Below are 25,608 nucleotides of genomic sequence, written 5' to 3' on the forward strand. Positions count from 1 at the left end.
TCGAACAGGGCGAGGTTCATGTGGCGTCTGGGTCGAAACGTCGGCGCAGGGCCTGCACCGTGACGTGGTTGGCCTCGGCGAGGCGGCGGAAATCGGCGCTGATGGCGGGGTGCGCGGCCACGCGCGGCCAATACTGGCTGGCCAGCGTGGCAGCTTCGCGCCAATGTGGCAACAGTGCCGGCAGCGGTGGCGGGGGGTCGAACGCGCGTGCCACCACGCTGCCGTTGGCGGCGGGCCGGTAGAGCATGGGCAGCATGTCGTAGCTGGGCGCGGGCTGCAGCGGCAAGGTATCGCCGAGCTGGAAGCCGAGGTTGCCGAAGTGCATGCCGGCGTTGGCGATCAGCCGGCCGAACCACCCGCGCAGGCGGATTTGCGCCAGCGCGTCGGCGTCGATCCAGCCGGCTTGCTGCATGCGCTGCGCGGCGGCAGCCCAGTCATCGTGCTCGCCGTCGTGGGCGTCGCTCCACGCGGCCAGGCTCACGAAGCCGCGTCGGCCGTGCGCGCCGATGCGGTCGAAGCGCGTGGTTTCCAGACACAGCCAGCCTTGCGACTGGATCAGTTCGGTGCGCGCGCTGGCGTGGCCATGTTGCGTGAGCAGTTCGGCGGCGAGGTGTTCACAGGTCAGCAGGTCGGCCCAGCGGCGCGTGCCGGGGTGAGTGTCGGCGGGTTCGCCGAACTTGACGATCACATGGCGCAGGTTGCCGTCGGCCTCGCGCACGCAGGTGGTGAACTTGGGCTGCTCGCCGGCGGTGGCGGAACCCACCAGTTCGCCGCCCAGGGCGGCTTGCGCGAGTTGCGCGTAGTACTCGCCGCGCGCCGCGGCGGGGATGACTTCCGGTTCGCTGCGCAAGGCGCGTTCCAGCGCCGTGTCGCCGAGCACGAAGTCGCCGGGCATGTCGTCGCCGTGCAGCAGCAGGGCGGCGAGCACGGCGTCCTCGTTCCAGCGCAGGATGTCGTCGGGCAGGCCCAGCTCGCACGCCCAGCGCTGGGCGAACTGGCGGCCGAGGAAGCCTTGCGGGCGCTGGTCGTCGAGGAACCAGGGCAGGCCGGGGAACAGGCCGTCGGCGAATTCGCCCTGCAGCCAGTCGGGCGGCGCGCTGGCGGTCACCACGCAGCCGCCGCCGTGCCGTGCCGTCAACTGGCCGAATTCACGTGGCTGGCCGCGTTCGTCGATGCGGTACAGCGGCCAGCGCGTGCCCAGGCCGCGCACCTCGCGCACGGCGGCGTAGCGGCGGCGGCGCGCCTGGCCCACGCTGGCCACGCGCGGCCCGGCGGCCGCCAGGGCGCGCGAGATGCTGGGCTGGCTGGCGCCCAGCGCCGCCCCCAGCTCACGCGCGCTGGCCACCCGGCGCAGGCGCAGGGCGTCGAGCAGACGCTCGCCAAGGGCTGCTGTACTGGTCATTCATGAATAGATACATGAATAGATTATTCATGTCAATTATTCAATAAATCAGTATTTTGTGAAAATTATCGCGAGTATCTTGAATAGATCATCGTTTGGATGAACCAGCCTCTCGCCGACGGCGGGAGGCTGGCCATGTCCCCCGTTCACTTCGATGCCGGCAGATACTTGGCGAACCAATCCAGCGAGCGCTGCTCCACGTCGTGCACGTGCTTGGGGTTGGCGAAGTGGTGGCCTTCGTCGGGGTAGACCACCAGCTCGGTGGGCACGCCCAGCGTCTTCAGCGCATGCCAGAACTCGAAGGATTGCGGCGCCGGGCATTCCTCATCGCGGTCGCCCACGATGACGAGGGTGGGGGTTTTCGCCTGTTTGATGAAGCTGAGCGGCGAGCTCCTGGCGTAGGCCGGCGGATCGTCGTAGTAGCTGGCGCCGAAGAACGGGATCATCCATTCGTCGATGCGGTTTTCGCCGTAGTAGCTGGCCCAGTTGGAGATGCCGGCGCCGGCCACCGCGGCGCGGAAGCGCTGGGTCTGGGTGGGCGCGAACATGCTCATGAAGCCGCCGTAGCTCCAGCCGGTGAGGCCGAGGCGGTGGTCGTCCACCGGCGCCAGCTTCTCCACCGCGTCGACGCCGGCGAGGATGTCGGCGAGGTCGCCGTAGCCGAAGTCCTTGCGGTTGGCTTGCACGAAGGCCTCGCCCTGGCCGTAGCTGCCGCGCGGGTTGGGCAGGAACTGGAAGTAGCCGCTCACCGCGTACATGGCGCTCATGCCGGGCCAGTGCGGCAGCACGCCCCAGGCCGGGCCACCGTGCACGCCGACGATCATCGGGTAGGTCTTGTGCGGGTCGAACCGGGCCGGGTAGATCAGCCAGCCCTGCACGTGATGGCCGCCGTTGTCCCACGCCACCGACACCGCCTTGCCCCACAGCGGCGTGAGCGCGGTGTTCAGGTGGGTGACGGCGGGCGGCGGCGTGCCGCCCAGCGTGCCGGCATGCACCTCGGGTGCGTGTTCGAAGGAGCTTTGCTGGTAGGCCACGCGCTGGCGGTCGGCCGACAGCGCGAGCGACAGCACGGCGCCGCCGGCGCCGATGGAGGCGGGCAGGCTGAAATGGGGCGCCTGCAGCGTCGCCTGGTCACCGTGCACGGCGTAGTCGGCCAGTTGCACCTGGCCTTGCGCGTTCTGGCTCACCAGCAGCGCGTCATTGCCCTTCCAGGCGAACCATTGCGGGGTCACCGTGATGCCGGGGGTGAGGTCGGCCAGCATGCCGCCATCGGCCGGCACGGCGTAGAGGTCGCCGCCGGTGGCGCCCTGGTCGCTCATCAGGCCGCCGATGAAGGCGATGCGCGTGCCATCGGGCGAGAAACGCGGCAGCGCCATCTGCAGGCCGTGCAGCGCGCTGCGCGCGGCGGCCGGGTCGACGATCACGCGCGGCGCGGCGCCGGGCCGGGCGTCCTGCACGTAGAGCTTGGCCACCCACCAGTTGTCGTCGCCCGGCGGCGGCGCGGCGGTGTAGGCGAGGCGGGCGCCGTGCGGCGAGAAGTCGAATTCGTAGGCGTACAACGCGGCGCCGGTGAGCAAGGCGAGCTTGCCGCTGGCGGCATCCAGACGAGCCACGCGCTGGATCTGCGCGGGCTCTTCGCCGATCACGCCGACCTGCTCCGCGCCGGCGGCGGTGGCGGCGGCCTGGCGGGTGGCACCCGGCACGTACAGGAAACCCAGCGCCTTGCCGTCGACCGTCCAGACCAGCGCGTGCGCGTAGCCGGGCAGTTGCGCCAGCGCGCGCGGCGCGGCCTGGCCGGCGACGTCGGCAAGGTAGACGTCGTTGTGCACGGCCTGGGTGTTGGTGAGGTCCTTGCCGCAGTCGGCGATGAAGGCCAGCGTGCGCGAGTCCGGCGACCAGGCCAGGTCGCGCTTGCCGCAGGCGGTGAGCGCGCGGCCGAGCTTGAGCACCTGCGCATGGCCGCCATCGCCGTCGGCCAGCGTGATCGCCGGTTGCTTGCCTTCCAGCACGTAGGCGAGCCGCGTGCCGTCGGGCGAGAGCGCCACCGGGCCGATGTAGCGCACCCGATCGTGCAGGGCGCGCAGCTGGTCGATCCGCGAGGTAGCGGCGTCCGGTGCCGCCTGCGTGACCCACGGCGCGGCGAGCAGGGCGAGTGAGACCAGCAGGTGCGGGGATTTCAGCATGGCGTGAGCCCGGGCGGTGGAAACCGTCACGCTACAACCGTGGGCGACGGCGCGGCATGTGCGGGTAGTCACCCCGGCGTGGGGCTGGCCGGCCTCAAGGTGCGGGGGCCGGCCGGATCTGCGGTACCTGGCGCAGCTTGCGGATGTCATAGCCCAGCTCGGCGACCTGCGCCCGCAGCGTCGCCCAGTCGGCTGCTGGCACGGTGGGCGTGCGCGAAAACACCCACGTGTAGTCGCGGGCGTCGCGCGCCACGATCATCTGGCTGTAGTCGGGTTTGAGCCAGGCTACGATGTACTGCGCCTTGAACGGCCCGAACACCTTCACGCCCCATACTGCATTGCCGCTGCCGGCATGCACGTAGCCGGTGGAGTGGATCTGCTTCAGCGCGCCGTTGGCGGTGCCTTGGTTGAAGCGGAAGGTGGTGTGGACGTTGCCGTTGGGTTGCAGCGTGTAGGTTTCCACCGCGTTCCACGCCTCGCGTTCGAACGCGGTGGGAATGCTGGCGATGAGATACCAACTGCCCATGAAGCGCGGCAGGTCGACATGCGGCACGGGCTGGATCGGCGGCAGTGTGCCGGCATGCACGCCGCCGGACAGCAGGCCGAAACCGAGCAGCAAGCAGGGCAGTCCTCGCATGAGCGCCGCCTACGGACGCACGAAGCGGTAGTGCGCCACCAGCCATTCCTGGCCGCCGGCATAGCCGAACAGTTCGGCGCAGGCCATCCAGAACATGCGCCAGCGCTGGAACCACAGTGCGGCATGCGCGCCGTAGGCTTCGCGCAGCACGGCCATCACCGCGTCGCGCTGGCTGTCCTGTTGTTCGAGCCAGTGGTTGGCGGTCTTCGCGTAATGCGTGCCGTCCACCAGCCAGCGCTGCTCGATCTGCAGCGTTTGCTGGAAATGCAGCAGCGTGTCGGCGGCCGGCATCAGTCCGCCGGTGAAGAAATGCCGGCCCATCCAGTTGTCCGCGCCGGCGGTCTCGAACGGATACAGCAGGGTGCGATGCGCGAAGATGTGCACGAACAGCTTGCCGCCTGGCGCGAGCCACGCACCGATGCGCTGCATCAGCGTTTGATAGTTGCGCATGTGCTCGAACATCTCGATGGAGACGCAGCGGTCGAACTGCATCTGCTCCAGCGTCAGCGTGTTCACGTCGCGGGTGAGCACCTGCACGTTGGACAAGCCGCGTGCGCGGCATTGCGCCTCGATATGACGGCGCTGGCCGTGCGAGTTGGAGACGGCGGTGATGCGCGCGTTCGGATACCGTTCGGCCATCCACAGCGTGAGCGAACCCCAGCCGCAGCCGAGTTCGAGGATGCGTTGGCCGTCGGCCAGTTCCGCGCGCTCGCCGTACAACGCCAGCATCGCGTCCTCCGCCTCGGCCAGCGTCTCGTCGCCGCGCGGGAAATAGCACGAGGAATACTTCAGGCGCGGGCCGAGGCAGCGTTCGAAGAACGCCGGTGGCAACTCGTAGTGCTGTGCATTCGCCGCGTCGGTGTGGATCGCCACCGGGCTGTGCCGCAGCTCGTCGATCAGCCGCGACTGCCGTGCGGCCTGCGCATCCAGCCCGCCGGCGCGTTCCTCGCGCAGGCGCTCGGCGCACATCCGGCGGATGCCGAGGCGCAGCAGCGCGTCGGGCAGCAGGCCGCGTTCGGCCAGGCCGAGTACGCCGGGCGCGGCACGGTCGGCGGACAGTTCCACTGTGTCCAGGGCAACGGTATTCATCATTCGGATCTCAGGTCGAGGGAGCGTTTCGGAAACCACGGGAACAGCATCGGCGTGCTGCGCTGGTAGGCGCGGTAGTCCTCGCCGCGCGTGCGCAGCGCCTGCGCCTCGGTGAACGGGATGCCGCTGATGAAGCGCAGAAAGAGGTACATCAGCAGCGGCCCGCTCCACGCCAGCCAGCCCAGCGGCGAGCCGACCGCAAGCGCCACGTAGGCGAACCAGTGCAGCCACTCGAAGAAATAGTTCGGGTGGCGCGAACAGCGCCAGAGTCCGCTGCGGCAGGTGCGGCCGCGCTGCCGTGGATCGGCGCGGAAGCGCGCCAGCTGCGCATCGGCGATGGCTTCGCCGAGCACGCCGACCAGCCAGATCGCCGCGCCCAGCGCCAGCCATGCGGGGGCCGTCGTCGCGTTGGCCGCCACCGCCACGAACGGCAGCGCGAACAACGGGACCAGCAGCGCCTGGAACTGGAAGAACGCGAACAGCTTGCGCTGGTCGCCCTGCCAGCGCTCACGCAGCGCGCGATAGCGGCCATCCTCGGTTTCGCGCCGCACACGGCGCCACAGATGCCGCGCCAACCGCAAACCCCACAAGCCGCCCAGCAGGCCGAGCGCCAGGCGCGGCGCCGGCGCGCCGGAACCGAGCAGTGCCAGCAACACCGCACTGCCGCCCAGGCCCGCCGCCCACAGCACGTCGACGATGCCGGCGTTGGCGTGGCGCCGCTGCCAGCGCCAGCCCAGCGCCATCATCAGCACGGCCAGCACCCACACCAGCAACAGCGTCAGCCACGCGTTCACGGCGTGCCCCGTGCCGCGTCGGCCTGCAGCCAGCGCCGCGCCAGCGTGGCGAGCAGCGGCAAGGCAATGGCCCAGCCCACGGCGAGGGCCAGCAAGCTCGGCCACATCGGCGTGGGCAGCAGCACCGCGTGCCAGCCGCGCGCGGCGCCAAGGTACGCCAGCGGCCCACCGAACGCGCCGAACACCGCGGCAAGCACGGGCCGCGCATGCAGGTAGCCGAACAGCGGCACGATGGTCAGCGCAAAAGCCAGCCACAGCGACATCAGCCAGGCCGGCGCCGCGGCCCACGGCCATGGCGCGGCGTAACTCAGCAGGCCCGTGTGCACCCACGCGCATTCCAGCGCGAGGCCCAGCAGTAGGGCCGTTGCGAGCAGCCGCCATTCGACGCGGCGGTGTGCGGATACCGCGAGGCGCCATGCCGCGAACGCCAACGTGGCGGTGACGCCCGGCCACCACCACCCGTGGCCCGCGCCGATCACGGCGGCGAACCAGACGACCTCATAGGCGATCAGGGTGAGCCAGAAGTTCATGCCGCGCCGCGCTCCGCAACGGTGCCGGCGCGCCGCCAGCGCGGACGCGCCAGCAGCAGGTGCGATACGCCGATCGTCCGCTCGCGGAAGCCGCCTTCGCAGTAGGCGAGGTAGAACTCCCACATCCGGATGAAGCGCTCGTCGAAGCCTTGCGCGCGCACTTCGGGCAGCTTCGCCATGAAGCGTTCGCGCCAGGCGTGCAGCGTGCGCGCGTAGGAGTCACCGAAATCCTCCTGCGCGACCAGGCCGAGGTCGCTGCTGCGCGTCTTGGCCGTCAGCATTGCGCTGAGCGAGGGGATGAAGCTGCCGGGGAACACGTTGCGCTTGATGAAGTCCACCGAGGTCAGCGCCTGCGCGTAGCGGTGATCCTCGATGGTGATGGCCTGCAGCAGGGCCAGGCCGTCGGGTTTCAGCAGACGGCCGAGCTGGTGGAAATAGGTGTCCAGGTATTCGGCGCCGATCGCCTCGATCATCTCGATCGACACCAGTTTGTCGAACTGGCCTTCGAGGTCGCGGTAATCCTGCAGCAGCACGTGCACGCGATCGCTCAGGCCCGCCGCCGCCACGCGCGCGCGCGCCAGCGCGTGCTGCTCCTGCGAAATCGTGGTGGTGGTGACGTGGCAGCCGTAGTGCCGCGCCGCGTGCAGCGCGAAGCCGCCCCAGCCGGTGCCGATCTCCACCACGCGGTCGCCGGGCTTGAGGTCGAGCTTGCGGCAGATCAGGTCGAGCTTGCGGGTGGAAGCGGCTTCCAGCGTGTCGTCGGCGCCGGCCCAGTACGCCGAGGAGTACATCAGGTCGTCCGACAGGAACAAGCCGAAGAAATCGTTGCCGAGGTCGTAATGCGCGGCGATGTTGCGCCGGCTGCCGTGGCGCGTGTTGCGCCGGAGCGCATGCAGCGCGCGCATCGCCATGCCGCCGAGGCGCGCCAGTCCGGTTTCCATGCCGTCAAGCAGCTCGCGGTTGCGCAGCAGCAGGCGGATCAGGCCGACCAGATCGTCACAGCGCCAATGGCCGTCCATGTACGCCTCGCCGGCGCCCACGCTGCCGTTGGCCGCCACGGCGCGATAGAAGGCCGGGTCGAGCACGCCCACATGCACGGCGAGGTCGGTCGGGCCGACGTCCGGCGTGCCGATGACCACCGTGCCCAGTGCATCGCGCAGGCTCAGCCGGCCATGGCGAAAACCCACCAACTGCTGCAGCAGGCGCCCGCGCAGGAAACGGTCGAGGCTGCCGATGGACACGGCGATGTCGTTTTGGACGATGGCATTCATGGCAAGCCTCAGGAAGTCTGCGGGTGGTCGTGGAAGGGGTTGCGCTTCAGCCACAGGCGCAGCGCGTGCCAGTAGATCGCGCCCACCACCTGGGTCGTCATCAACGGATAGCGCCACAGCACACGCGCCAGTGAGGCAGCCGAGAGCGGGAGGCGATGCAGCTCCAGGCTGGCATCGAATTCGCGTGCGCCGTCGCGCAACACGTCCATATGCACGAACAGGCGTTCATCGGGAGTCGTGAAGCGCCATGCGTAAGCGCGATCCATCGGCATGAACGGCGAGACGTGGAAGTCCTTCGGGAACGACCAGCCCAGTGCGCGACCACGCCTCTCGGCGGTTTCGACCGGCAGCACGTAGGCGTGGCGTTCCTTCCATGGCGTGTTGGTGATTTCGGCGACGATGCACTCCAGCGTCTCGCCGTCGGCGCGGTAGCAGTAGTAGAAGCTCACCGGGTTGAAGATCAGGCCGCCGTAGCGCAGGTGCGTGAGCAACCGGATCGGGCCATCCGGTCGCCGGCCCGTGGCCTGCTCCACGCGTTGGCGCACCGCCTCGGCCAGCGGCAGCTCGGCGGGGCCGAGGTAGTCGCTGCGGCGGAACTCGGCGAGGTTGCGGCGGCCGTTCGACCACAGCCAGCGATCCGCGAACACGCGATCCATCTCGTCGAGATCCAGGTACAGCTGTGCCATGCGGTAGGAAAATGCGTGCGGGTGCGGCGCCAGCCGGCGGTGCCGCACCGTGCCCTCATACACCGCGCTGTGCAGCGGCTCGCTCATGCGGCGGCTCCGGCGGATCGCGGCGACAGGGCGCTGGTTTTGCGCGCCTGCCAGCGCACGTCGAAGGCGGCGGCCACTTCCACCGCGCTCTGCATGCCGTCCTCGTGGAAGCCCCAGCCCCAGTACGCGCCGGCGAACCAGGTGCGGTTGACACCCTGGATCTCCGCCTTGCGCCGCTGCGCGGCCACCGCGGCGTGCGTGTAGACGGGATGGTGGTAGCACAGACGCTGCAGCACCTTGGCCGGATCGACCGCCTCGCTGCGGTTGAGCGTGACCACGAAGGGCGCGGGCGAGGCGATGCCCTGCAGCAGGTTCATGCAGTAGCTCACCGTGCACGGCGTCCCGGGTTCGCGCGGGATGAACGCGTTCCACGCCGCCCAAACCTTGCGACGGCGCGGCAGCAGGCTGGCGTCGGTGTGCAGCACCACGTCGTTGCGCTGGTAGGGAATCGCGCCGAGGATCGCGCGCTCGCGTTCGCTGGCGTCGGCCAGCAGGGCCAGTGTCTGGTCGCTGTGGCAGGCCAGCACGACCTGGTCGTAGCGCTCGCTGCCGGCGTCGCTCGTCACCGTCGCGCCGAGCACGTCGCGCCGCACCGCACGTACCGGGCTGTGCAGGCGCTCGCGCACCTGCCAACGGCTGCGCAGCGCCCGCACATACGTGGCCGAACCGCCGCGCACCACGCGCCACTCCGGTCGGCCGGTCACCTGCAGCATCTGGTGGTTCGCCATGAACTGCACCAGGTAGCGCGCGGGGAACGCCAGGATCTGCGCGGGCGGCGACGACCACAGCGCCGAGGCCATCGGCACCAGGTGCTCGTCGCGGAACGCGGCGCCGTAGCGGTGCTCCGCGAGCCAGTCGCCCAGCGCGGGGCCGGGATGCGGGCCGTCGAGCAGGGCCGGCGCCTCGCGGTAGAAACGGAACAGGTCGCACACCATGCCGAGGAAACGCGGCGACAGCAGGTTGCGGCGCTGGCAGAACAAGGTGTCCAGCGATGTCGCGTTGTATTCCAGCCCGGTGGCTTCGTTGTGCACCGCGAAGCTCATCGTGGTGGGCTGCGAGGCCACGCCCAGCTCGTCGAACAGCTGGGTCAGCAATGGGTAGTGCGCCGGGTTGTGCACGATGAAGCCGGTGTCCACCGCGTAACGCCGGCCGTCGAGTTCGATGTCGTGCGTGTGCGTGTGGCCGCCGAGGTAGTCGTTCGCCTCGTACAGCGTCACCTCGTGGCGGCGCGACAGCAGCCAGGCCGAGGCCAGCCCCGCGATGCCCGATCCGATCACGGCGATGCGCATGTCAGTGCCCCGCCTTGGCGAGCACCCAGGCGGGCACGGGTTTCAGGTCGTGCACCAGGCCCAGCAGCGCCATCAGCTTGAGGCCGTACCAGGTCAGGTCGATCTCCCACCAGCGGAAGCCCTGCCGCGCGCTGCCGGGGAAGAAGTGGTGGTTGTTGTGCCAGCCTTCGCCGAAGGTGAGCAGAGCCAGCCAGACATTGTTGCGGCTGTCGTCGCGGGTGGCGTAGCGGCGCGAACCGTAGCGGTGCGCCAGCGAGTTGATCGTCACCGTGGCGTGGAACAGCACGATGGTGGAGACGAAGAAGCCCCACACCAGCATCTGCCCGCCGCTGGTATGCAGCGACGGGGCGAGGTGATGCAGCGCCACGCCGAGGAAGTACAGCGCCACCGCCAGCAGCACCGGCACGGCGATGTCGTAGCGGTCGAGCCAGCGCAACTCGGGATACTTCGCCAGATCCGGCACGCGCTCCAGCTCGGTATGGAAGGCGCGCGGCGTGAGGAACCAGCCCATGTGACTCCGCAGAAAGCCGTACACGCCCGGCGAATGCGGGTCGAGCGCGGTGTCGGCATGGCGGTGGTGGTTGCGGTGATGCGCCGCCCACCACAGTGGCCCGCGCTGCACGCAGGCGGCGCCGATCAGCGCGAACGCGAACTGCACCGCGCGCGAGGTGCGGAACGTCTTGTGCGAGAAATAGCGGTGGTAGAAGCCGGTGAGCGCGAACATGCGCACGGCGTACAGCGCGGCGGCCACGGTCAAGGCGATCGGCGAGACGCCGACCCAGACCACCCCGAGGCAGGCCAGGTGCAGCGCCACGAAGGGTGCGGCGCGCAGCCAGTCGATGCGGTCGGCGCGTGCATCGTCCAACGCCGCCGGTGCTTCCGCCGTATCGAACCATTGCCGCAGGCTGCGGGTCGACGGCGGGGCAGTCGTGCTTGCGGCGTGGGCGGGGCGGGTGGGCATGGCGATTGTCCGATGGCTCGTTGCCAACCAATACGTGGCGGGCCGGGAAATGGATGCACGCCGCCGTCGATTCCATCTGCATCCGAATGGCGCCGGTACGCGTATAGGCTGTCGAGAGCAACCAAGGCCGCCTTGCCCTAAGATGAAATCCCACCCCCACCAAGCAAGCCTGTCGCCATTCGAGGTGGCGAGAGCCATGTCGAGCAGCGAGCCTCAGGCGCGGGACGCGGACTACTGGTCGGCGCAGATGGCGGCGGTGACGCATCAGCGCGACCGCGATGGTTTCATGCGCATCTACGACCACTTCGCGCCGCGCGTGCGGCTCTACCTGAAGGGCATGGGATCGCCCGTGGCGGTGGCCGAGGAACTGGCGCAGGAAGCCCTGCTGCGACTCTGGCAGCGCGCCGCGTCCTACGATCCCGCGCGCAGCAGCCTGTCTACCTGGCTGTTCCGCATCGCGCGCAACCTGCACATCGACCGCGTGCGCCGCGAGCCGTGCTGGGTGCCGATGGACGACGAGCCGGGATGGCTGGACAAGGACGAAGCCAGCGGTTTTTCCTCGGCCGAAAGCCACGCCGAGCACGTCGACCTGCAGCATCGCATCGAACGCCTTCCGGCCGTCCAGGCCCGCCTGATCCGTATGTCCTACTTTGAAGCCAAATCGCACCAGGAAATCGCCGACGAACTCGGCATGCCGCTGGGCACCGTGAAATCCGGCCTGCGCCGCGCGTTCCAGCGCCTGCAACTCGGCGTGCGGGGGCAGGCATGAACCCGCGCCATCATCTCGACGAGGCCACGGTCGTCAGTTTCGCCGCCGGAGCGCTGTCGGCGGAGATGGCCGCCGTGGCGGCCACCCACATGGATGGATGCGAACTCTGCCGCGAACGCCTGTCCGGTGCCGAACACATCGGCGGCGCCTTGCTGGGCCAGCAGCAGCCGGTAACGGTGGACACCGCACGCGGCGTCCACCTGCGCGCGGCGATGCTGGATCTGCTCGACGCGGAGCCGCAGCTGGCGCCGGACGCCATCGACGACCGCCTGCCATCGACCGCTGCCGACGCGGACAGCCTGCCGCGACCGCTGCAGCCGTATTTTGGCCGCTCCTGGCGCGCGCTGCGCTGGCGCTGGGTGGCGCCGGGCGTGCACATGATCCGGGCCGCGCGCGGCAGCGGCGATACGCTGATCCTGCTCAAGATCGCCCCGGGCAAGAGCATGCCGATGCACAGTCACCAGGGCACCGAACTCACCCAGATCCTGCAAGGCGCCTATGACGATGCGCTCGGCCACTTCGCGCCCGGCGACATGGCCGATCTGGACAACGAGATCGAGCACCAGCCGATCACCGCGCCCGGCGTCCCCTGCGTGTGCGTGGCAGCGCTCGATGCGCCGCTGCGCTTTCCCGGCTGGCTGGCGCGCAAGCTGCAGCCGCTGGTGGGTTTGTGAGCCCGGCCGCCTCGAGCCGCGACCGGCGTCAGTCTTCCATCACCCCCGACAGCGGTCCCATGCCGGGCGCGCGATAAAGAAGTTCGACCTCCCGATCACGGCAAATGCCTCGCACGCAGCCCGCAGGGGCTGCCCATGGCGCGCGCATGCGCCAGCGATTTTTCATACCTGGAGACAAGGATCATGCGCGTATTGGTTACCGGGGCGAACGGGTTCATTGGCCGGGCGGTTGTCAGGGAATTGCAGCAGGCAGGCCACTCCGTGGCCGGGCTCGCCCGCTCGGACGAGACGGAGCGGGCCTTGCGCCGGATGGACGTGCAGCCCTTTCGGGGCGACCTGGAAAATGCCGATAGCCTGCGCGAGGCTGCCTCGGCCTCCGATGGCGTCATCCACCTGGCTTTCATACATGGGCTGTCCAAGCTGTCCCTGTCCCGGCGGCTCCATGTGTTCTTCGGCGGCTGGCCAGCCGGCATCGTCGCGCGCTTCCTGTCCGCCACGACCGAGGCCGATCACCGCGCCATCGATGCATTGGCGGCGGGGCTGAAAGGATCCGGGCGTCCGCTGGTCACGACATTCGGGACACTCGGCCTCGCTTCCGGCGAAGCGCGCCGATCCACGCCCTTTACCGAAAACGATGACCCCGACCCCGGGTCACCGGGCTTCGGTCGCGCCATGACCGAGTCGACGGTAGAAGCCTGGGCGGCGCGCGGCGTGCGCGCATCGATCGTGCGGCTTCCGCCCACCGTCCACGGCGATGGCGATGCCGGCTTCGTCCCGCAGTTGATCGCTACGGCCCGGAAGAAACGCTGCGCCGCATACGTCGGCGATGGCCACAACCGCTGGCCTGCCGTGCATCGCCTCGATGCGGCGCGGCTGTTCCGCCTGGCGCTGGAACGCGGGGAAGCCGGCGCGCGCTACCATGGGGTTGCCGAGGAAGGTATCGCCTTCCGCGGCATTGCCGCGGTCATCGGCCGACGCCTGGGCCTGCCGGTAGCCTCGCGCGAGGCTGCGCAAGCCGCGGCACATTTCAGCTGGCTCGCTCCGCTGGTGTCTCTCGACAACCCCACCAGCAGCGCCAGTACCTGCGAAAGCCTCGGCTGGCAGCCCCGCGAGGCCGGGCTGCTCGCCGATATCGACCGCGCAGGCTACTTCGCAAAATGAGTCCCCACCCGCGCGATCGCGCGTTCCTTGCCGTGCATCGTGGCCAGCGCCGCGGCGGTTTCGTCGGGCCATTGCCAGGGGTCGCGCGTGCTCAGAAGTAGCCCTCCCGCTTTTGCCGTTCGAGGCTGCCATTGCCCTCCTGGTCGCCGATGCGGCCCTGGCGCTCGGGCGATCGCGCGGCCAGGCGCGCACGGCAAGGTGCGCCAGCACGGTGGAGTCCTTTCCACCGGAAAACAGCAACACCGGGATGCCCCTGCGCCACCGCTTCGCGGAAAATGAAGATGGCTTCGTTTTAGAGCCAGGCAAGATGGCTGTCAGGCGCACCGGTCCGCGGGGACATGAAGGTCATGCGAGCGGATCGCCAAGGCCAGCAGCCCGCCACAAACGATCGCGCAAGGCATGGCCCAGCCCGCGGTCACCGGGGGGAACCACGATCAGCGCGGCCAGATCCATGCCGTCCGCCTCGCGCAGGCGCCGATACAATTGCTGCGCCTGCTCACTGGCCGAGTTGCCCAACGGCAGCCAAGGCACGTGTGTCGGCCAGGTTGGTGCGCGTTGCTCGGACAGTACGCCCGCGCGAACACCCAGGGCGGCATACTCGGCAATCTTCTCGGATACCTGCTCCATGGAAGCCAGCACGACGCGGGCGGTGGGCGCATAGTGGAGCGTCATGCGGCCAGGGCTGCGGACGGATGGATGAATTGCCAGCTCGACGGGCTCCCCGACAGTACGTTCCACATCCTCTGCGGTGATCGCACCTGGGCGAAGCAGGCGCATGGTTCCGATCGACAGGTCGACAATGGTCGACTCGATACCTACGCGACAGCTTCCTCCGTCCAGCAACACGTCGACCGCGTCGCCGAGTTCTTCCCGCACATGCTCAGCCGTGGTGGGGCTGATTTTCTTGTGCCGGTTGGCGGAGGGTGCCGCGATACCTCCGCCAAACGCTTCCAGCACTTCCAGCGCCAGTGGGTGCGCAGGTACGCGCAGCGCCACGGTGTCGAGGCCGCCGGTGACGGCGTCGGACACGGTGTCCGCGCGCGGCAACACCAGGGTCAGCGGGCCGGGCCAGAACGCTTCGGCCAGGCGCCACGCTGCGGCGGGGATGGCGCGAGCCCACTGCTCCAACTGCGCGGCCCGATGCAGGTGCACGATCAGCGGATGATCCGCCGGGCGCTGCTTGGCGGCAAAGATCCGCGCGACGGCAGCGGGGTTGCTGGCGTCAGCGCCCAGTCCGTAGACGGTCTCGGTCGGCAGGCCGATCAGCCCGCCCCGGCGCAGCGCGTCCACGGCGGCATGCACGTCGGCGCCGGGCGGTGTTGTCACCCCGCGGCTGGCCTGGTGATCCATCGCACTCATGTCGTTTCCTCCCACTCAAGGTTGCCTGCGTAGCGCTTCAGCGAATGGGGCGCATCCCCCATGGCGAATAGATGGGCCCAGCCGTGATCGAACAGCTGGCGTACCGACTGATGCCTGGCGACGATCGCGGTGATGGCATCGACCGGCGCCGCGATGACCACCGACAGCCGCAGCGGCTCGTGGACCAGGCGCACGCCGTCGTGGAGGGATTGCCAGGGCAGGCCGGTACGCAGATCGCCGCCATTGCCTTCCAGCACGCCGAGCCTTCCGACCACGTTGTGGAGCACCTTGTTGCCGCAACCGAACACCCGGTTGTCCACTGCCGACCCGTAGTACTGCAGGTTGATCCAGGCGCCCACGAGCATCGGTGCGGTCATGATGGACTCCAGGACCGCGAAGCCGTCATCGTGCTGCCAATCGTAGGAGTTGAGGAACACGCGTCCGCCGAGCTCCAGCGCTGCCGTGCGGCTGCGCGGCGCGATGACATATGCCGCGCAACCGGCCAGGCCCCACTCCGGGCGCACCTCGCTCCAATCCTTGCCGCGCGCCATGATCTGGACATCGAATGGCCGTGTGTCATGCAGCGTGAGGTTCGCCGCCCGTTCTTGCCGGGCAGACCAGCCTGCCGCGGCCAGTACCGCCTGCAATCGCGCCAGATCCTCGGCATGGGTGGCGGGAACTTCGTCCCGGTCGAAGATCGCCACCTGATCCGTGGTGGTGTCGTGCATTGCACCGAGAAACCAGGTGTCGTCCGGTATCGCGATGCCGCGCGCGTTCAACTTCTTGCGCACATGCGGGTCGTTGAGCACCGCCGCCGCAACCCGCGCATTGGCCTCGCCCGAATGCCCGCCGCAGGCACCGCAGTCCAGGCCGCTGGCATGCGGGTTGTTGACGGAACTCGCGCCGTGTCCGGCAAACAGCACGAGACGCGCGAAATGCCGATGCAGCGACATCGCGCGCAAGGCTCCTTCGGCCAGTTTGACCCGGGTCTCCAGGGTCATGCCGCTGGCATGTCCGTCCGTCTGCGATGGCGTGATGTCGGGGGCGAGACGTGCCGCCACCGCCGCGTCAATGCCGCGTTCCGCCGGATTCGACTCCGGCCGCGTGAAGCCCAGGCTGTCGGCCACGAGCCTGCCGGCGAACATCCACCCCAGCGATTCGACGAAGGTAAATGAGGAAACCGCCGCCAGCTTGAACCAGCGCCAGGCCCCGGTGGCGCGAAGCCGCCAGCGTCGTCGTGCCGCGATGGCGGCCAGCTCCCGCTCGGGAGCCGCCTTGACGACCTCGTGCACGGTGACGGTCGGAGCCAGCAGCACCGGGCAGCGCGCGCCACCGTGCGCGCGCCCCAGTGGTACATACTCGATCGGCATGCCGAAGAACCCGGCGAATCCAATCGTCTCGATGTCGGGCGCGGCATGCTCGAGCGCCCGCCGGAATACCTCCGAGCGCACGTCGATGCAGAACGCAGCCTGCACGGCAGGCCGCAGAGCCGGGGTGCTCTTGCGCGGCGCGGCCAGCTTTGCGGTGAACTGGCGTTGCCAGGCGATCTCGTAGGCGTCCTGCAGCAGTTCCTCCAGGACCAGCGAGGCCTGCTCGGCGCTGTCTGCCGGTGCACCGAAACGTGCACGCGCCTGCATCCACGCTGCTTCCACGGCATCGTGCGTCTGGCATGCCTCCAGAAGCGCCACGTCAAAGGCCAACCGTATCGCCAACAGTTCAAGTAGCGAGCTGTCGCTGCGCCCCGCCAATTCGCTCTGCCAGGTCCGGTAACGTGCATAGGCGGCCCAGCCGCCCACGCTCATCAGCAGGCGATGGAAATAATCGGTCAGCCCGGGGCCGTCCAGCTTCAGGCGTTCGACCCCCGTCGCAAGCATCGCCTCCGCGGTAGCGGGGAGCGAGCGGACGATGCGATGGAAACCGGCAAGCCCCATGATCTGCGGCGTGCGATCCAGCGTGGCCTCCTGCTGCCAGGCCGCGTAGGGGTCCAGATGCCGCCACGGTGATGGCCATAGCGCCTGGCCCTCGTCGAAGTAGCCGGCAGCCCATAGCGAAATCCTCTCGCAGGCGAAGGTGGCCCAATCCCGCTGCGTCGATCGGCTCGCGACATCGGCCACCGTCGGCAGTGGCTCGCGCGCGGCCGGATCCGGCGCTTGCAGGCTTTGCCGCAGCGCCGACACATCGACCAGGCCAGTCGCCGCGACGCCCTTGCGCTGCAGTGCCTGCGCGAGGTCCTGATCGGTGATGCGTCCCTCGGCGATGGCGTCGCGGTAGAACGCGCGCGGCATGGTCATGCGGGCACCTGCCGTGTCGGCCATCAGGCGCGCGGCGTCGGCAAAGCTGCAGTCGGTGATGCCGAGGAATGGATTGACCGCCACGAAGTGCTTCAGCGGCCAGAGCGGCGCGATGCGCCGGCAGGCACGCCGCGCGGCGTCGAGTGCAAGCTGTGCCGGGTCGGCATCGGCAGCCGGTGCCGCGTTCACCCGTTCCTGGATCTTCAATGCTGTGGCATTCATCGGATGCAGCCCCTCAGGCGATGGTCGTGGTGTGGTGATGCGTGCGGTCCTGACGCAAGGCGCCAACCAGCCGGTTGAAGAAGGTGTTGACGTAGAGGCCGTTGGCCAGGTGTACGCGTGCGGCCCGCCAGGCGGGTCGCTGGTTCCAGCGCGGCATCAGGCTTTGCAGCATGGCCACCACGGCGAACGATGCAATCGCCAGCCCCATGATCAACAGGCCGGTGGCGTCTGGCGCAGGAATCGGCGGCAAGCTGCTGGCGGTCAGGCGTGTGATGGCGGATTCCAGGAAAAAATAGGCAAGCGTGGCCCCGGCGGCGCCTGCCACCGTCTGCAACACCAGCCTGCGCGTGGTCGCGCCTTGCAGCACCGAGGCCAACAGCATGCTGACGCCCATCACGAGAATCGCTCCCAGCGCCAGTACGGCAGGTTCAGGCCGGACAAAGGCTCCGAACAGCCAGCCGAGCCCCGCGTAGATCGCCATCGCCAGCAGCAAGCCGAGCAGCACGGGGCGCCGGCGCGGCCGGGCGAATGCAGGCACCGCCTCGGCTTCGACCACGCTGCCTGCGGACAGGAAGGCGTGCGCCTTGTACAGCGAATGGGTCACCAGATGCAGCAACGCGATCGAGAACGCGCCGAGACCACACTGCAGCGTCATGAAGCCCATCTGCGCCACGGTCGACCACGCCAGCGAGCCCTTCACGCTGGTCTGGGTCAGCATCACCACGCCGCCGAACAACGCAGTGAACCCGCCGATCAGCGCGATCCCGTGCAGCGTCGGCATCGACAGCAGCATCACGTCGGCGAAGCGGATCATCAGGAAACCGCCTGCATTGATGATGCCCGCATGCAGCAGGGCAGACACAGGGGTCGGCGTATCCATCACTTCAGGCAGCCAGCCGTGGCTGGGGAATTGTGCCGACTTCATCAACGCGGCAATGCCCAGCAACAGTGCCGCCAACGACAAGGTCGCCGGTGCAGCGTCGTGCGGCATGGCCCGCGCGCGCATCAGGATGGTGGCGATGTCCGTCGTGCTGAACGTGCCAACCAGAGTTGCGCAGGCACCGAGCAGGCACACATCGCCCAGGCGGGCGACGATGAACTTCTTGCGCGCGGCAATCCGCGCGGGTCGGCGTTCCGGGTAGAACACCAGCAGGTCGTGCAGCGAGAGGCTGGTCGCCACCCACGCGGCGACCAGCTGCGCCAGGTTGCCGGCCAGCACCAGCAGCATCACCGCCGCCAGCGTCCGGCATAGGCCGGCCATGAAGGCGCCCTGGCGCGCATCGCCGTCCATGTAGTTCCGGCTGTACTGGACCACGATGACGCCGACGAAGGCGACCAGCAGGAACATGCAGCAACTGATCGCATCCAGCCGGGCCGACAGGCCGATGCCGGCATCACCCAGCAGCGGGCTGCTGATGGCGCCTTCCGCCGCAATCAGCACGCAGGCGAGTACCGCCAGCACAAGGGAGAACGCTGTCGCCAGGCGGCTGGCTAGAAGGATCAACCCGGGGCGTCGATGGTCCGGACGGGTCGGAAGCAGTGCCACCAGCAGGAGGCTGGCGGGGGCAAGCAGGGACAAGGCAGCAAGGGCAGGCAGCATCGATCACTCCGCGGTCTGATAGGCCGCGGCAAGGCTACGCGCCAATGATCATTCTAAAAAATACATTTAACGAAACGATTCTATCTATAAAATAGAATGGTGCATGGCTGCGCTCAACTACAACCACCTGCGCTACTTCTGGGCCGTCGCACGCGAGGGTAACCTCACCCGTGCGGCGGAAAAATTGCTGATCTCGCAGTCCGCGTTATCGATCCAGATAAAAAAACTCGAGGGCCAACTGGGGCAGGATTTGTTTGAACGCAACGGTCGACAGCTCCAGTTGACCGAGGCTGGACGCATTGCGTTCGATCACGCCGAGGCGATCTTCGCCACCGGTGGCGACTTGCTTGCCACGCTGAAACAGCGATCCGGCAATCAGCGCTCCATCCTCAGGGTGGGGGCTCTGGCCACCTTGTCCCGAAATTTCCAGATCGGCTTCCTGCGCCCATTGCTGGCGCGGCAGGATATCGAGGTGATTGTGCGCTCGGGCACTACCGCCTTCCTGTTGCAGGGACTGGAAGCCCACCGGCTGGATGTCGTCCTGGTCAACGTTGCACCTGCCCGCGATGCCGCCACACCCTGGGTCTCGCATGCGATTGCCGAACAGCCGGCGAGCCTGATCGGTACCCCCAGGCGCATCGGCAAGGGCGGTACGCTGGAAAAGCTGCTGACCACGCAGCCGCTGGTGTTGCCCACGATGGAGAGCAGCGTGCGCATCGGTTTCGACGCATTGGTCGAGCGCATGGGATTGACGGTTCGGGTGGTCGCGGAAGTCGACGACATGGCGATGCTGCGATTGATCGCACGCGAGGACATCGGCCTGGTCGTGGTTCCGCCGATCGTGGTCAAGGACGAGCTCGCCAGCCGGCGCCTGGTGGAAGCCCACCAGTTGCCGCAACTCAGCGAGACCTTTTTCGCGGTGACCATGAAGCGGCGTTTCCCCAATCCGCTGCTGCGCGAACTGATCGGGCCACGAACCGTGCTGGATCTGACCGAGTAGCGGATGCGCCGCGATTGCCCGGTGGGTCGATCCGTCATGGATGCGGCAACCCCCATGCCCGTCAGGCAAGCATCTCGCGCATCAGGCCCGCGCAGCACAATGCCTACGAAAATCAACCCGGTCCAGATGCAAGCACGACATCGGGCCCCCTATCGGTGCTTTCGAAGCTCGCGCCCCGGCGCTGCGGCGACGGTGCATCCGAATCTGTGGTGCCATGCGTATGACTCGCCGAACCGGTATGGGGCAAAGGCTGATGTCACCGAGCATCCTGATCTACGGAGCCACTGGCGGCATCGGCGCATGTCTGGCGAGGCAGCTTGCCGAAGCGGGCCGGCCCCTGCATCTCGTGGCGCGCGACGCTGACAAGCTGCAGGCTTTGGCTCAAGAGCTCGATGCCAGTTGGACGGCGGCCGATGTCCTGGAGGATGGGGTATTCGAACGCGTTGCGGCGCAGGCACCGGAAGTACTGGCAGGCCTCGTCTACGCGGTGGGCAGCGCGCAGACAAGACCGCTGCCGCGTGTCACGTTGAGTGACCTGCTGCGCGACTATCAGCTGAATGCGGCGGCAGCGGCCTTGGCCGTCCAGGCAGCACTCCCTGCATTGCGGGCAAGCGCCGACGGAGCGTCGGTGGTCTTGTTCTCCTCGGTCGCGGCCACGCGTGGCTTCGCCTCGCACTGCTCCATCGGCATGGCCAAGGCGGCGGTGGAGGGGCTGACGCGGTCCCTGGCCGCCGAACTGGCTCCTGCGGTTCGCGTGAACGCAATCGCGCCGTCCCTCACTCAGACGCCGCTGACAGCCAGCATGATTTCCAACCCCAAGCTGCGCGATGCCATCGCGGCCATGCATCCGCTTGCCAGACTGGGGCAGCCCGAGGACGTCGCGAATCTCGCTGCCGTCCTGCTCTCGTCCAGCGCGGGCTGGATCACCGGGCAAGTGCTGGGCGTGGACGGTGGTCGCGGCGCAATCGCTTCGAAATAGGACAGCTGCCATGCCACGCGCCCAGAACAAACGCGACCTCCCCGACAAACCTTGCGCGGTGTGCGGGCGCCGCTTCACCTGGCGGCGAAAATGGTCGCGTGACTGGGAAAGCGTGAAGTACTGTTCGCGACGTTGTCGCAGTCGAGCCTGAGGCCGCACATGGCACCGAATATTCTGCTGGTGGGTGCGACGGGGCTGGTCGGGCAGGGCGTGCTCAAGGTATTGCTGCAGGATGCCGGGTTGCCGCAGGTGACGGTGCTGGTGCGCCGCCCGTTGCCTGCCGCGCCATCCCGGGTTCGCGTCATGCAGGTCCCGGAGTTCTCGACTGCCGCGCTGGAGCGGCTGGATCTGCGCGGCTTCGACGCCTGTCTCTACTGCGCCGGGCCGCTGCCGCTGCTGCTGTCCGAGGCGGTGTACCGGGAAGCGACCGTCGGGGTGCTGGAGCGGGTGGCCACGGCTTATGCCAAGGCCAATCCCGCCGGCTATCTGATCTACGTTTCCGGCGCAGCTGCCGACGCCAGCAGCCGCTGGATGCCTCTGCGCGTGAAAGGGCAGGCGGAGGCGGTGCCCGGCCGCGCCGGGCTAGCGTCCACCTGCCTGCGGCCGGGCGGGATCCGGCCGACCCAGGGCGAGTGTTCGCCCCACCGCCTCCGCCGCGTCGCCTACACGCTAGTGGCACCCGCGTTGGCATTGGCGCAGAAGCTGATGCCGGGAAGCTTCACCACGACCGAGGCGGTAGGACGCTGCATGCTCGCCCTGGTCCGTTCCGGGCCGCCGCATCCGCCGATCGTCGAGAACCGGCAGATCGCCGAATTCGCATCACGGTGATGCCGACGGCGGGGCAAGTCAGGCCGCATGCCTGGGCAACAGGCTGAGAAACTCCCTGCGCAGCGAGGGATCGCCGAGGAAGGCACCGCGCATCACGCTGTTGGTCATGCGCGCCTCGTCGTCCTTCACGCCGCGCCAGTGCATGCAGTAGTGGTCCGCCTCCATGACCACGGCGATGCCGTCGGGCTGCAGCCGCTGTTCCAGCAGGTTGGCGATCTGGCTGACTGCCTCCTCCTGGATTTGCGGGCGGCTCATCACCCAGTCGACCAGCCGCGCGTACTTGGAAAGGCCGATCAGGTTGGAATTGGCGTTCGGCAGCACGCCGATCCACACGCGCCCCATGATCGGGCAAAGGTGGTGCGAGCAGGCGCTGCGCACGCGCAGCGGGCCGACCACCATCAGCTCGTTTAGGCGCTCGGCGTTGGGAAACTCCGTGACCGCTGGCGCCGGCTGGTAACGCCCGGCGAATACCTCGCGCATGAACATTTTGGCGAGCCGACGCGCGGTATCCCGCGTGTTGTGGTCGTGCTCCACGTCGATCACCAGCGAGCGCAGGAGAGCTTGCGCCTTGCACGCAACCTCTTGCTCGATCGCCTCGAGCTCGCCGGCTTCCAGCCAGCCCGCGATGTTGTCGTTGGCGTGGAAGCGCACCCCGGCGGCGCGCAAGCGGTCGCCGACCCGCTGCGAGGCGGAAGCGGCGGGCAGCTGCGAGACGTGCGGGAGGTTGGTCATCGGGGTGGACATGGTCTTCCTCGGTTGCTGGCGGGTCGTGGCGCCGGTCGCCTGCGGCGACGGACGCAGGCGGCACGTCGGATACCGGTTCCTTTACGCAGGCGAAGGCGAATTGGATGCCGTCGCGCGAATCGACGTTACAGATCGTCGAGGCCGGACAGCAGGGTTTCGGCATGGGCACGCAGCGCTTCGAGTTGCGTCGTGGGCATGCGCTCCAGCTGCCGGTAGGGCATCGCCAGGTGCGGGTTGCCCGCCAGCCGCTTCCGCCCGCGGGCCAGGAAGTCCCAGTACAGGGCGTTGAACGGGCACGCGCGTGGACCGGTGCGCTCGGCATGCCGGTAATGGCATTGCCCGCAGTAATCGCCCATCCGGTGGATGTAGGCGGCGGCAGAGACGTACGGCTTGGTGGCCAGCAGGCCGCCGTCGGCAAACTGGCTCATGCCGAGCGTATTGGGCAGCTACACCCATTCGAAGGCGTCGACGTAGATGCCCAGGTACCAGCGGTGCACCTCGCCGGAATCGAGCCCGGCCAGCAGGGCGAAATTGCCGATCAGCATTAGCCGCTGGATGTGGTGGGCGTGGGCGTGTTCCAGTGACTGCGTGATGGCGTGGCGCAGGCAGTTCATGCGCGTGGCGCCGGTCCAGAACCAGTGCGGCAATCGGCGGGCGTGGCCAAAGAAATTGCTTGCGGCATAGCCCGGCATGCGAGCCCAGTACACGCCGCGCACGTATTCGCGCCAGCCGAGGATCTGGCGCACGAAACCCTCCACCGCGGGCAGTGGCGCCGCACCCGATCGCCACGCGGCTTCCGCGCGCGCGATCACTTCGCGCGGTGACAGCATCTTCACGTTCAGTGCGAAGGAGAGCAGCGAGTGGAACAGCTGCCGCGCGCGCGTGCTCATCGCATCCTGATAGTCGCCGAAATGCGGCAAGGCATGGCGCACGAAGGCATCGAGCTGCCGCAGCGCCTCGGCGCGGTTCAGCGGCCAGCGGAAGTCCTCCGCCTGCGGCTGGCCGAAACTCTGCACGCCGGCGGCGACGATGCGCTGCCACAGCGCGCGATGGTCGTGGCTGGTTCGCGGATCGGGCGGCTCCGCCGGCACGCCGGGCCAGGCCTTGCGGTTCGCGGCATCGAAGTTCCAGCGTCCGCCGACCGGGCGCCCGTCGGGCTCCATCAGCACCTCGTGCGCTGCGCGCATGTGCCGGTAGAACGGCTCCATCGTCCAGCGCCGACGCACCCCGAAGAACACGGCCGCCTCGTCGCGGCGGGTGAGGAAATGCTCGCTGTCCACCATCCGCGCAGGGATGCGCAGGCCGCGCGCATAGTCGGCCAGCTGCCGGTCCAGCCGCCACTCGTCCGGGGCCTGGTATTCGAGCGCCGTGATCCTGGACTCGCCGATCAGGCGGTCCAGGTTGGCGGGGATCGCGTGCAGGTTGTGCGCATCGTCGATCGCCAGGTAGTGCACCCGATGCCCCGCCGCCCGCAGCTGTCGCGCGAAATCGCGCATGGCCGCGAAGATCGCCAGGATCTTCTGCGCATGGTGCAGCACATAGTCGGTCTCCTGGCGCACCTCCATCAGTACGTAGAGCACGTCGGGATCAACGGTCGCGAACCACGGGTGTTCCGGGTTCAACTGATCGCCCAGCAACAGGCGCAGCACGGTCACGGGATGACGCCGCCGGTCAACCTTCGACGCGCGGCGATGCCGGGCGGCTGCTTGTGAAGCTGCGCCACAGCGACAACGCCGCCGCCGCGACGGCGAGGATCAGGGCTGCCCATGCCGCGACGTCGGCGCCGGCCAGGTTCGAGCCCTGCTGCTTGACGTGCACGCCGACCAGTCCCCACACCACCGCCAGCGCATACCAGGGATTGCCGGACATGCGGGCGATGGCGGTGAGTACCAGCGCGGCCGCCAGCGCGAACAGCACCAGCGTCCACGGCAGCATGTGTTCGATGGGGAGCAGGCGGAAGGCCACGATCACCTGTGCCACGTTGAGGAACACCGCCAGCGATACCCAGCCCGCATGCAGGGACAACGGCACCCACTGCCACCAGCGACCGCGCGCATGCCGGGACGTGCGCGAGACCTGCCACGCGGCGGCAAGCAGGCAGGCCAGGCTGCCCCAGATGATGGCCAGCGCCAGCCAGAACCATTGCAGCGAAAACACCACCATCCACAGCGAGGTCAGCGCGAAGCCCGTCGCCGTCAATGGGCGGATGCGCCGCAGGGCCGCATCGACCCGTCGGTCCAGGCACTGCCAGGTGCCGTAGACCACGTCCAGCAGGAAGATCGGGCCCCAGATCGCAAACGCGTAGCCGGCGGCCACGATCAGCGTCGGGTAGCGATCCGAGATCGCGCCGTTGGTCGGCCCGAACGTGCCGCTGTTGGACAGCCACGCGATGGCCGGCATGGCCCAGGCCAACAGCGCGACGAGATATTTCATGGGCATCCTCCGCTGAAGGTCTGGTTGTCCGCGGCGGCCTCGGGCCAGCGCTGCGGCACCTTCTCGATGCGGGCCGTGTCGTAGCCCATGGCCTTGGCGCGTTCGAGCATGGCCTGGTAGTCGGCGGCGGGAACCTCGGGGGTGCGTGCCATGTACCAGAGGTAATCGCGCGCATCGCGCACCACCAGCACCTGGCTGTAGTCCGGCTTCAGCCAGCCGACCAGGTACTGCGTGCGCAGGAACATGAAGAAGCGCACGCGCCACTCGCCGTTGCCGCTGCCCGGCAGCACGCTGGCGGTCGAGTGGAGCAGCTTCGCCGGTGCATCGAAGCTGCCGGGGCGCTGGCGGAACCAGGTGCAGATCGTGCCGTCGGGGTTGCGCACGTAGGTTTCCACCGCGTTGTGGCCGCCGCGCTCGAAACGGGTCGGGATGGAAGCGATCACGTACCAGCGCCCCATGTAGCGCGACAGATCCACGCCGCGCACCGGCGGGATCGGCGCGGCCGTGCCCGCGCATGCCGTGAGCGAGAACATGGCCAGCGCGGCGACGGCGAGGCTTGTGCGCATATGTTTCACGTGGATACCCGACAGTGGCGCGGCGCCCGTTGCCGCTCACCTGC

The 25,608-nt window shown here is 68.5% G+C and carries 23 protein-coding genes and 1 pseudogene; 7 read left to right on the forward strand and 17 right to left on the reverse strand.

Translation table 11 applies throughout. The annotated features are described in order from the left end of the window. Positions 1–16: 16 nt before the first annotated feature. From yjjJ to AC3WQA_RS10565, 10 genes are all read right to left on the reverse strand, one after another. Complete coding sequence (gene yjjJ / locus AC3WQA_RS10520) at positions 17–1,402, reverse strand: type II toxin-antitoxin system HipA family toxin YjjJ (protein WP_492675002.1); 1,386 nt, start codon at positions 1,400–1,402, stop codon at positions 17–19. Positions 1,403–1,548: 146 nt separating this feature from the next. Continuing rightward, on the reverse strand, positions 1,549–3,585 hold the full coding sequence (locus AC3WQA_RS10525; RefSeq protein WP_492675003.1) for a S9 family peptidase: 2,037 nt from the start codon (positions 3,583–3,585) through the stop codon (positions 1,549–1,551). A 94-nt stretch (positions 3,586–3,679) separates the two neighbouring features. Beyond that, positions 3,680–4,222, reverse strand: a complete 543-nt coding sequence (locus AC3WQA_RS10530) for a lipocalin family protein (RefSeq protein WP_492675004.1) — start codon at positions 4,220–4,222, stop codon at positions 3,680–3,682. A gap of 9 nt (positions 4,223–4,231) precedes the next feature. After that, the gene (locus AC3WQA_RS10535) at positions 4,232–5,314 is read right to left on the reverse strand and encodes an SAM-dependent methyltransferase (RefSeq protein WP_492675005.1); all 1,083 of its coding nucleotides are present in this window, start codon (positions 5,312–5,314) and stop codon (positions 4,232–4,234) included. After that, positions 5,311–6,057, reverse strand: a complete 747-nt coding sequence (locus AC3WQA_RS10540; protein WP_492676346.1) for a DUF1295 domain-containing protein — start codon at positions 6,055–6,057, stop codon at positions 5,311–5,313. The genes AC3WQA_RS10535 and AC3WQA_RS10540 overlap by 4 nt, the downstream gene beginning before the upstream one ends. 44 nt (positions 6,058–6,101) lie before the next feature. Then, a complete protein-coding gene (locus AC3WQA_RS10545) occupies positions 6,102–6,635 on the reverse strand; it encodes a DUF2878 domain-containing protein (protein WP_492675006.1) in 534 nt (177 codons plus the stop codon). Beyond that, positions 6,632–7,906, reverse strand: coding sequence for a class I SAM-dependent methyltransferase (locus AC3WQA_RS10550; protein ID WP_492675007.1), 1,275 nt, complete (start codon positions 7,904–7,906; stop codon positions 6,632–6,634). The genes AC3WQA_RS10545 and AC3WQA_RS10550 overlap by 4 nt, the downstream gene beginning before the upstream one ends. Before the next feature lie 8 nt (positions 7,907–7,914). Further along, positions 7,915–8,679 (reverse strand): DUF1365 domain-containing protein, encoded by a 765-nt coding sequence (locus AC3WQA_RS10555; RefSeq protein ID WP_492675008.1) that lies wholly within the window; start codon positions 8,677–8,679, stop codon positions 7,915–7,917. Continuing rightward, on the reverse strand, positions 8,676–9,968 hold the full coding sequence (locus tag AC3WQA_RS10560; RefSeq protein ID WP_492675009.1) for an NAD(P)/FAD-dependent oxidoreductase: 1,293 nt from the start codon (positions 9,966–9,968) through the stop codon (positions 8,676–8,678). Before AC3WQA_RS10560 ends, AC3WQA_RS10555 begins: the two co-directional genes overlap by 4 nt. A 1-nt stretch (position 9,969) precedes the next feature. After that, positions 9,970–10,929 carry an acyl-CoA desaturase gene (locus tag AC3WQA_RS10565; protein WP_492675010.1) on the reverse strand — a complete coding sequence of 320 codons (960 nt, stop codon included), beginning with the start codon at positions 10,927–10,929 and terminating at the stop codon, positions 9,970–9,972. Between the two features lie 196 nt (positions 10,930–11,125). On the opposite strand from AC3WQA_RS10565, the gene AC3WQA_RS10570 reads away from it, so the two are divergent. From AC3WQA_RS10570 to AC3WQA_RS10580, 3 genes are all read left to right on the forward strand, one after another. After that, positions 11,126–11,698 (forward strand): sigma-70 family RNA polymerase sigma factor, encoded by a 573-nt coding sequence (locus AC3WQA_RS10570; protein WP_492675011.1) that lies wholly within the window; start codon positions 11,126–11,128, stop codon positions 11,696–11,698. Further along, the gene (locus AC3WQA_RS10575; protein WP_492675012.1) at positions 11,695–12,372 is read left to right on the forward strand and encodes a ChrR family anti-sigma-E factor; all 678 of its coding nucleotides are present in this window, start codon (positions 11,695–11,697) and stop codon (positions 12,370–12,372) included. Before AC3WQA_RS10570 ends, AC3WQA_RS10575 begins: the two co-directional genes overlap by 4 nt. A 135-nt stretch (positions 12,373–12,507) precedes the next feature. Next, positions 12,508–13,533: an SDR family oxidoreductase gene (locus AC3WQA_RS10580; RefSeq protein WP_492675013.1), complete on the forward strand. Its 1,026-nt coding sequence runs from the start codon at positions 12,508–12,510 to the stop codon at positions 13,531–13,533. A 345-nt stretch (positions 13,534–13,878) separates the two neighbouring features. On the opposite strand, the gene AC3WQA_RS10585 is transcribed toward AC3WQA_RS10580, so the two are convergent. The 3 genes from AC3WQA_RS10585 to AC3WQA_RS10595 are packed head-to-tail and all read right to left on the reverse strand — an operon-like array spanning position 13,879 to position 19,005. Continuing rightward, positions 13,879–14,892 (reverse strand): L-threonylcarbamoyladenylate synthase, encoded by a 1,014-nt coding sequence (locus AC3WQA_RS10585; RefSeq protein WP_492675014.1) that lies wholly within the window; start codon positions 14,890–14,892, stop codon positions 13,879–13,881. Further along, positions 14,889–17,405: a YbcC family protein gene (locus AC3WQA_RS10590; RefSeq protein ID WP_492675015.1), complete on the reverse strand. Its 2,517-nt coding sequence runs from the start codon at positions 17,403–17,405 to the stop codon at positions 14,889–14,891. Before AC3WQA_RS10590 ends, AC3WQA_RS10585 begins: the two co-directional genes overlap by 4 nt. Before the next feature lie 13 nt (positions 17,406–17,418). Beyond that, positions 17,419–19,005 (reverse strand): proton-conducting transporter transmembrane domain-containing protein, encoded by a 1,587-nt coding sequence (locus tag AC3WQA_RS10595; protein WP_492675016.1) that lies wholly within the window; start codon positions 19,003–19,005, stop codon positions 17,419–17,421. A gap of 103 nt (positions 19,006–19,108) precedes the next feature. Here AC3WQA_RS10595 and AC3WQA_RS10600 point away from each other — a divergent pair, with 103 nt between their 5' ends. The 4 genes from AC3WQA_RS10600 to AC3WQA_RS10615 all read left to right on the forward strand — a co-directional run bounded on the left by AC3WQA_RS10600 (position 19,109) and on the right by AC3WQA_RS10615 (position 21,812). Continuing rightward, the gene (locus AC3WQA_RS10600; RefSeq protein ID WP_492675017.1) at positions 19,109–20,005 is read left to right on the forward strand and encodes a LysR family transcriptional regulator; all 897 of its coding nucleotides are present in this window, start codon (positions 19,109–19,111) and stop codon (positions 20,003–20,005) included. Positions 20,006–20,258: 253 nt separating this feature from the next. Beyond that, on the forward strand, positions 20,259–20,984 hold the full coding sequence (locus AC3WQA_RS10605) for an SDR family NAD(P)-dependent oxidoreductase (RefSeq protein WP_492675018.1): 726 nt from the start codon (positions 20,259–20,261) through the stop codon (positions 20,982–20,984). Between the two features lie 10 nt (positions 20,985–20,994). Next, complete coding sequence (locus AC3WQA_RS10610; protein ID WP_492675019.1) at positions 20,995–21,135, forward strand: DUF2256 domain-containing protein; 141 nt, start codon at positions 20,995–20,997, stop codon at positions 21,133–21,135. 8 nt (positions 21,136–21,143) lie between these two features. Continuing rightward, entirely contained in the window at positions 21,144–21,812 is a 669-nt protein-coding gene (locus tag AC3WQA_RS10615) for a Rossmann-fold NAD(P)-binding domain-containing protein (RefSeq protein ID WP_492675020.1), read from the forward strand. A gap of 18 nt (positions 21,813–21,830) precedes the next feature. Here the strand turns inward: AC3WQA_RS10615 and folE are convergent, their stop codons facing one another. From folE to AC3WQA_RS10635, 4 genes and pseudogenes are all read right to left on the reverse strand, one after another. Then, the gene (gene folE / locus AC3WQA_RS10620; protein WP_492675021.1) at positions 21,831–22,556 is read right to left on the reverse strand and encodes a GTP cyclohydrolase I; all 726 of its coding nucleotides are present in this window, start codon (positions 22,554–22,556) and stop codon (positions 21,831–21,833) included. A gap of 125 nt (positions 22,557–22,681) precedes the next feature. After that, positions 22,682–24,211 (reverse strand): annotated as a pseudogene (locus AC3WQA_RS10625) (cryptochrome/photolyase family protein). 16 nt (positions 24,212–24,227) lie between these two features. Next, on the reverse strand, positions 24,228–24,989 hold the full coding sequence (locus AC3WQA_RS10630; protein ID WP_492675022.1) for a TspO-related membrane protein: 762 nt from the start codon (positions 24,987–24,989) through the stop codon (positions 24,228–24,230). Beyond that, entirely contained in the window at positions 24,986–25,555 is a 570-nt protein-coding gene (locus AC3WQA_RS10635; RefSeq protein WP_492675023.1) for a lipocalin family protein, read from the reverse strand. The genes AC3WQA_RS10630 and AC3WQA_RS10635 overlap by 4 nt, the downstream gene beginning before the upstream one ends. Positions 25,556–25,608 lie beyond the last annotated feature (53 nt).

It is taken from the genome of Rhodanobacter sp. FW106-PBR-R2A-2-24 (genome assembly GCF_058789615.1).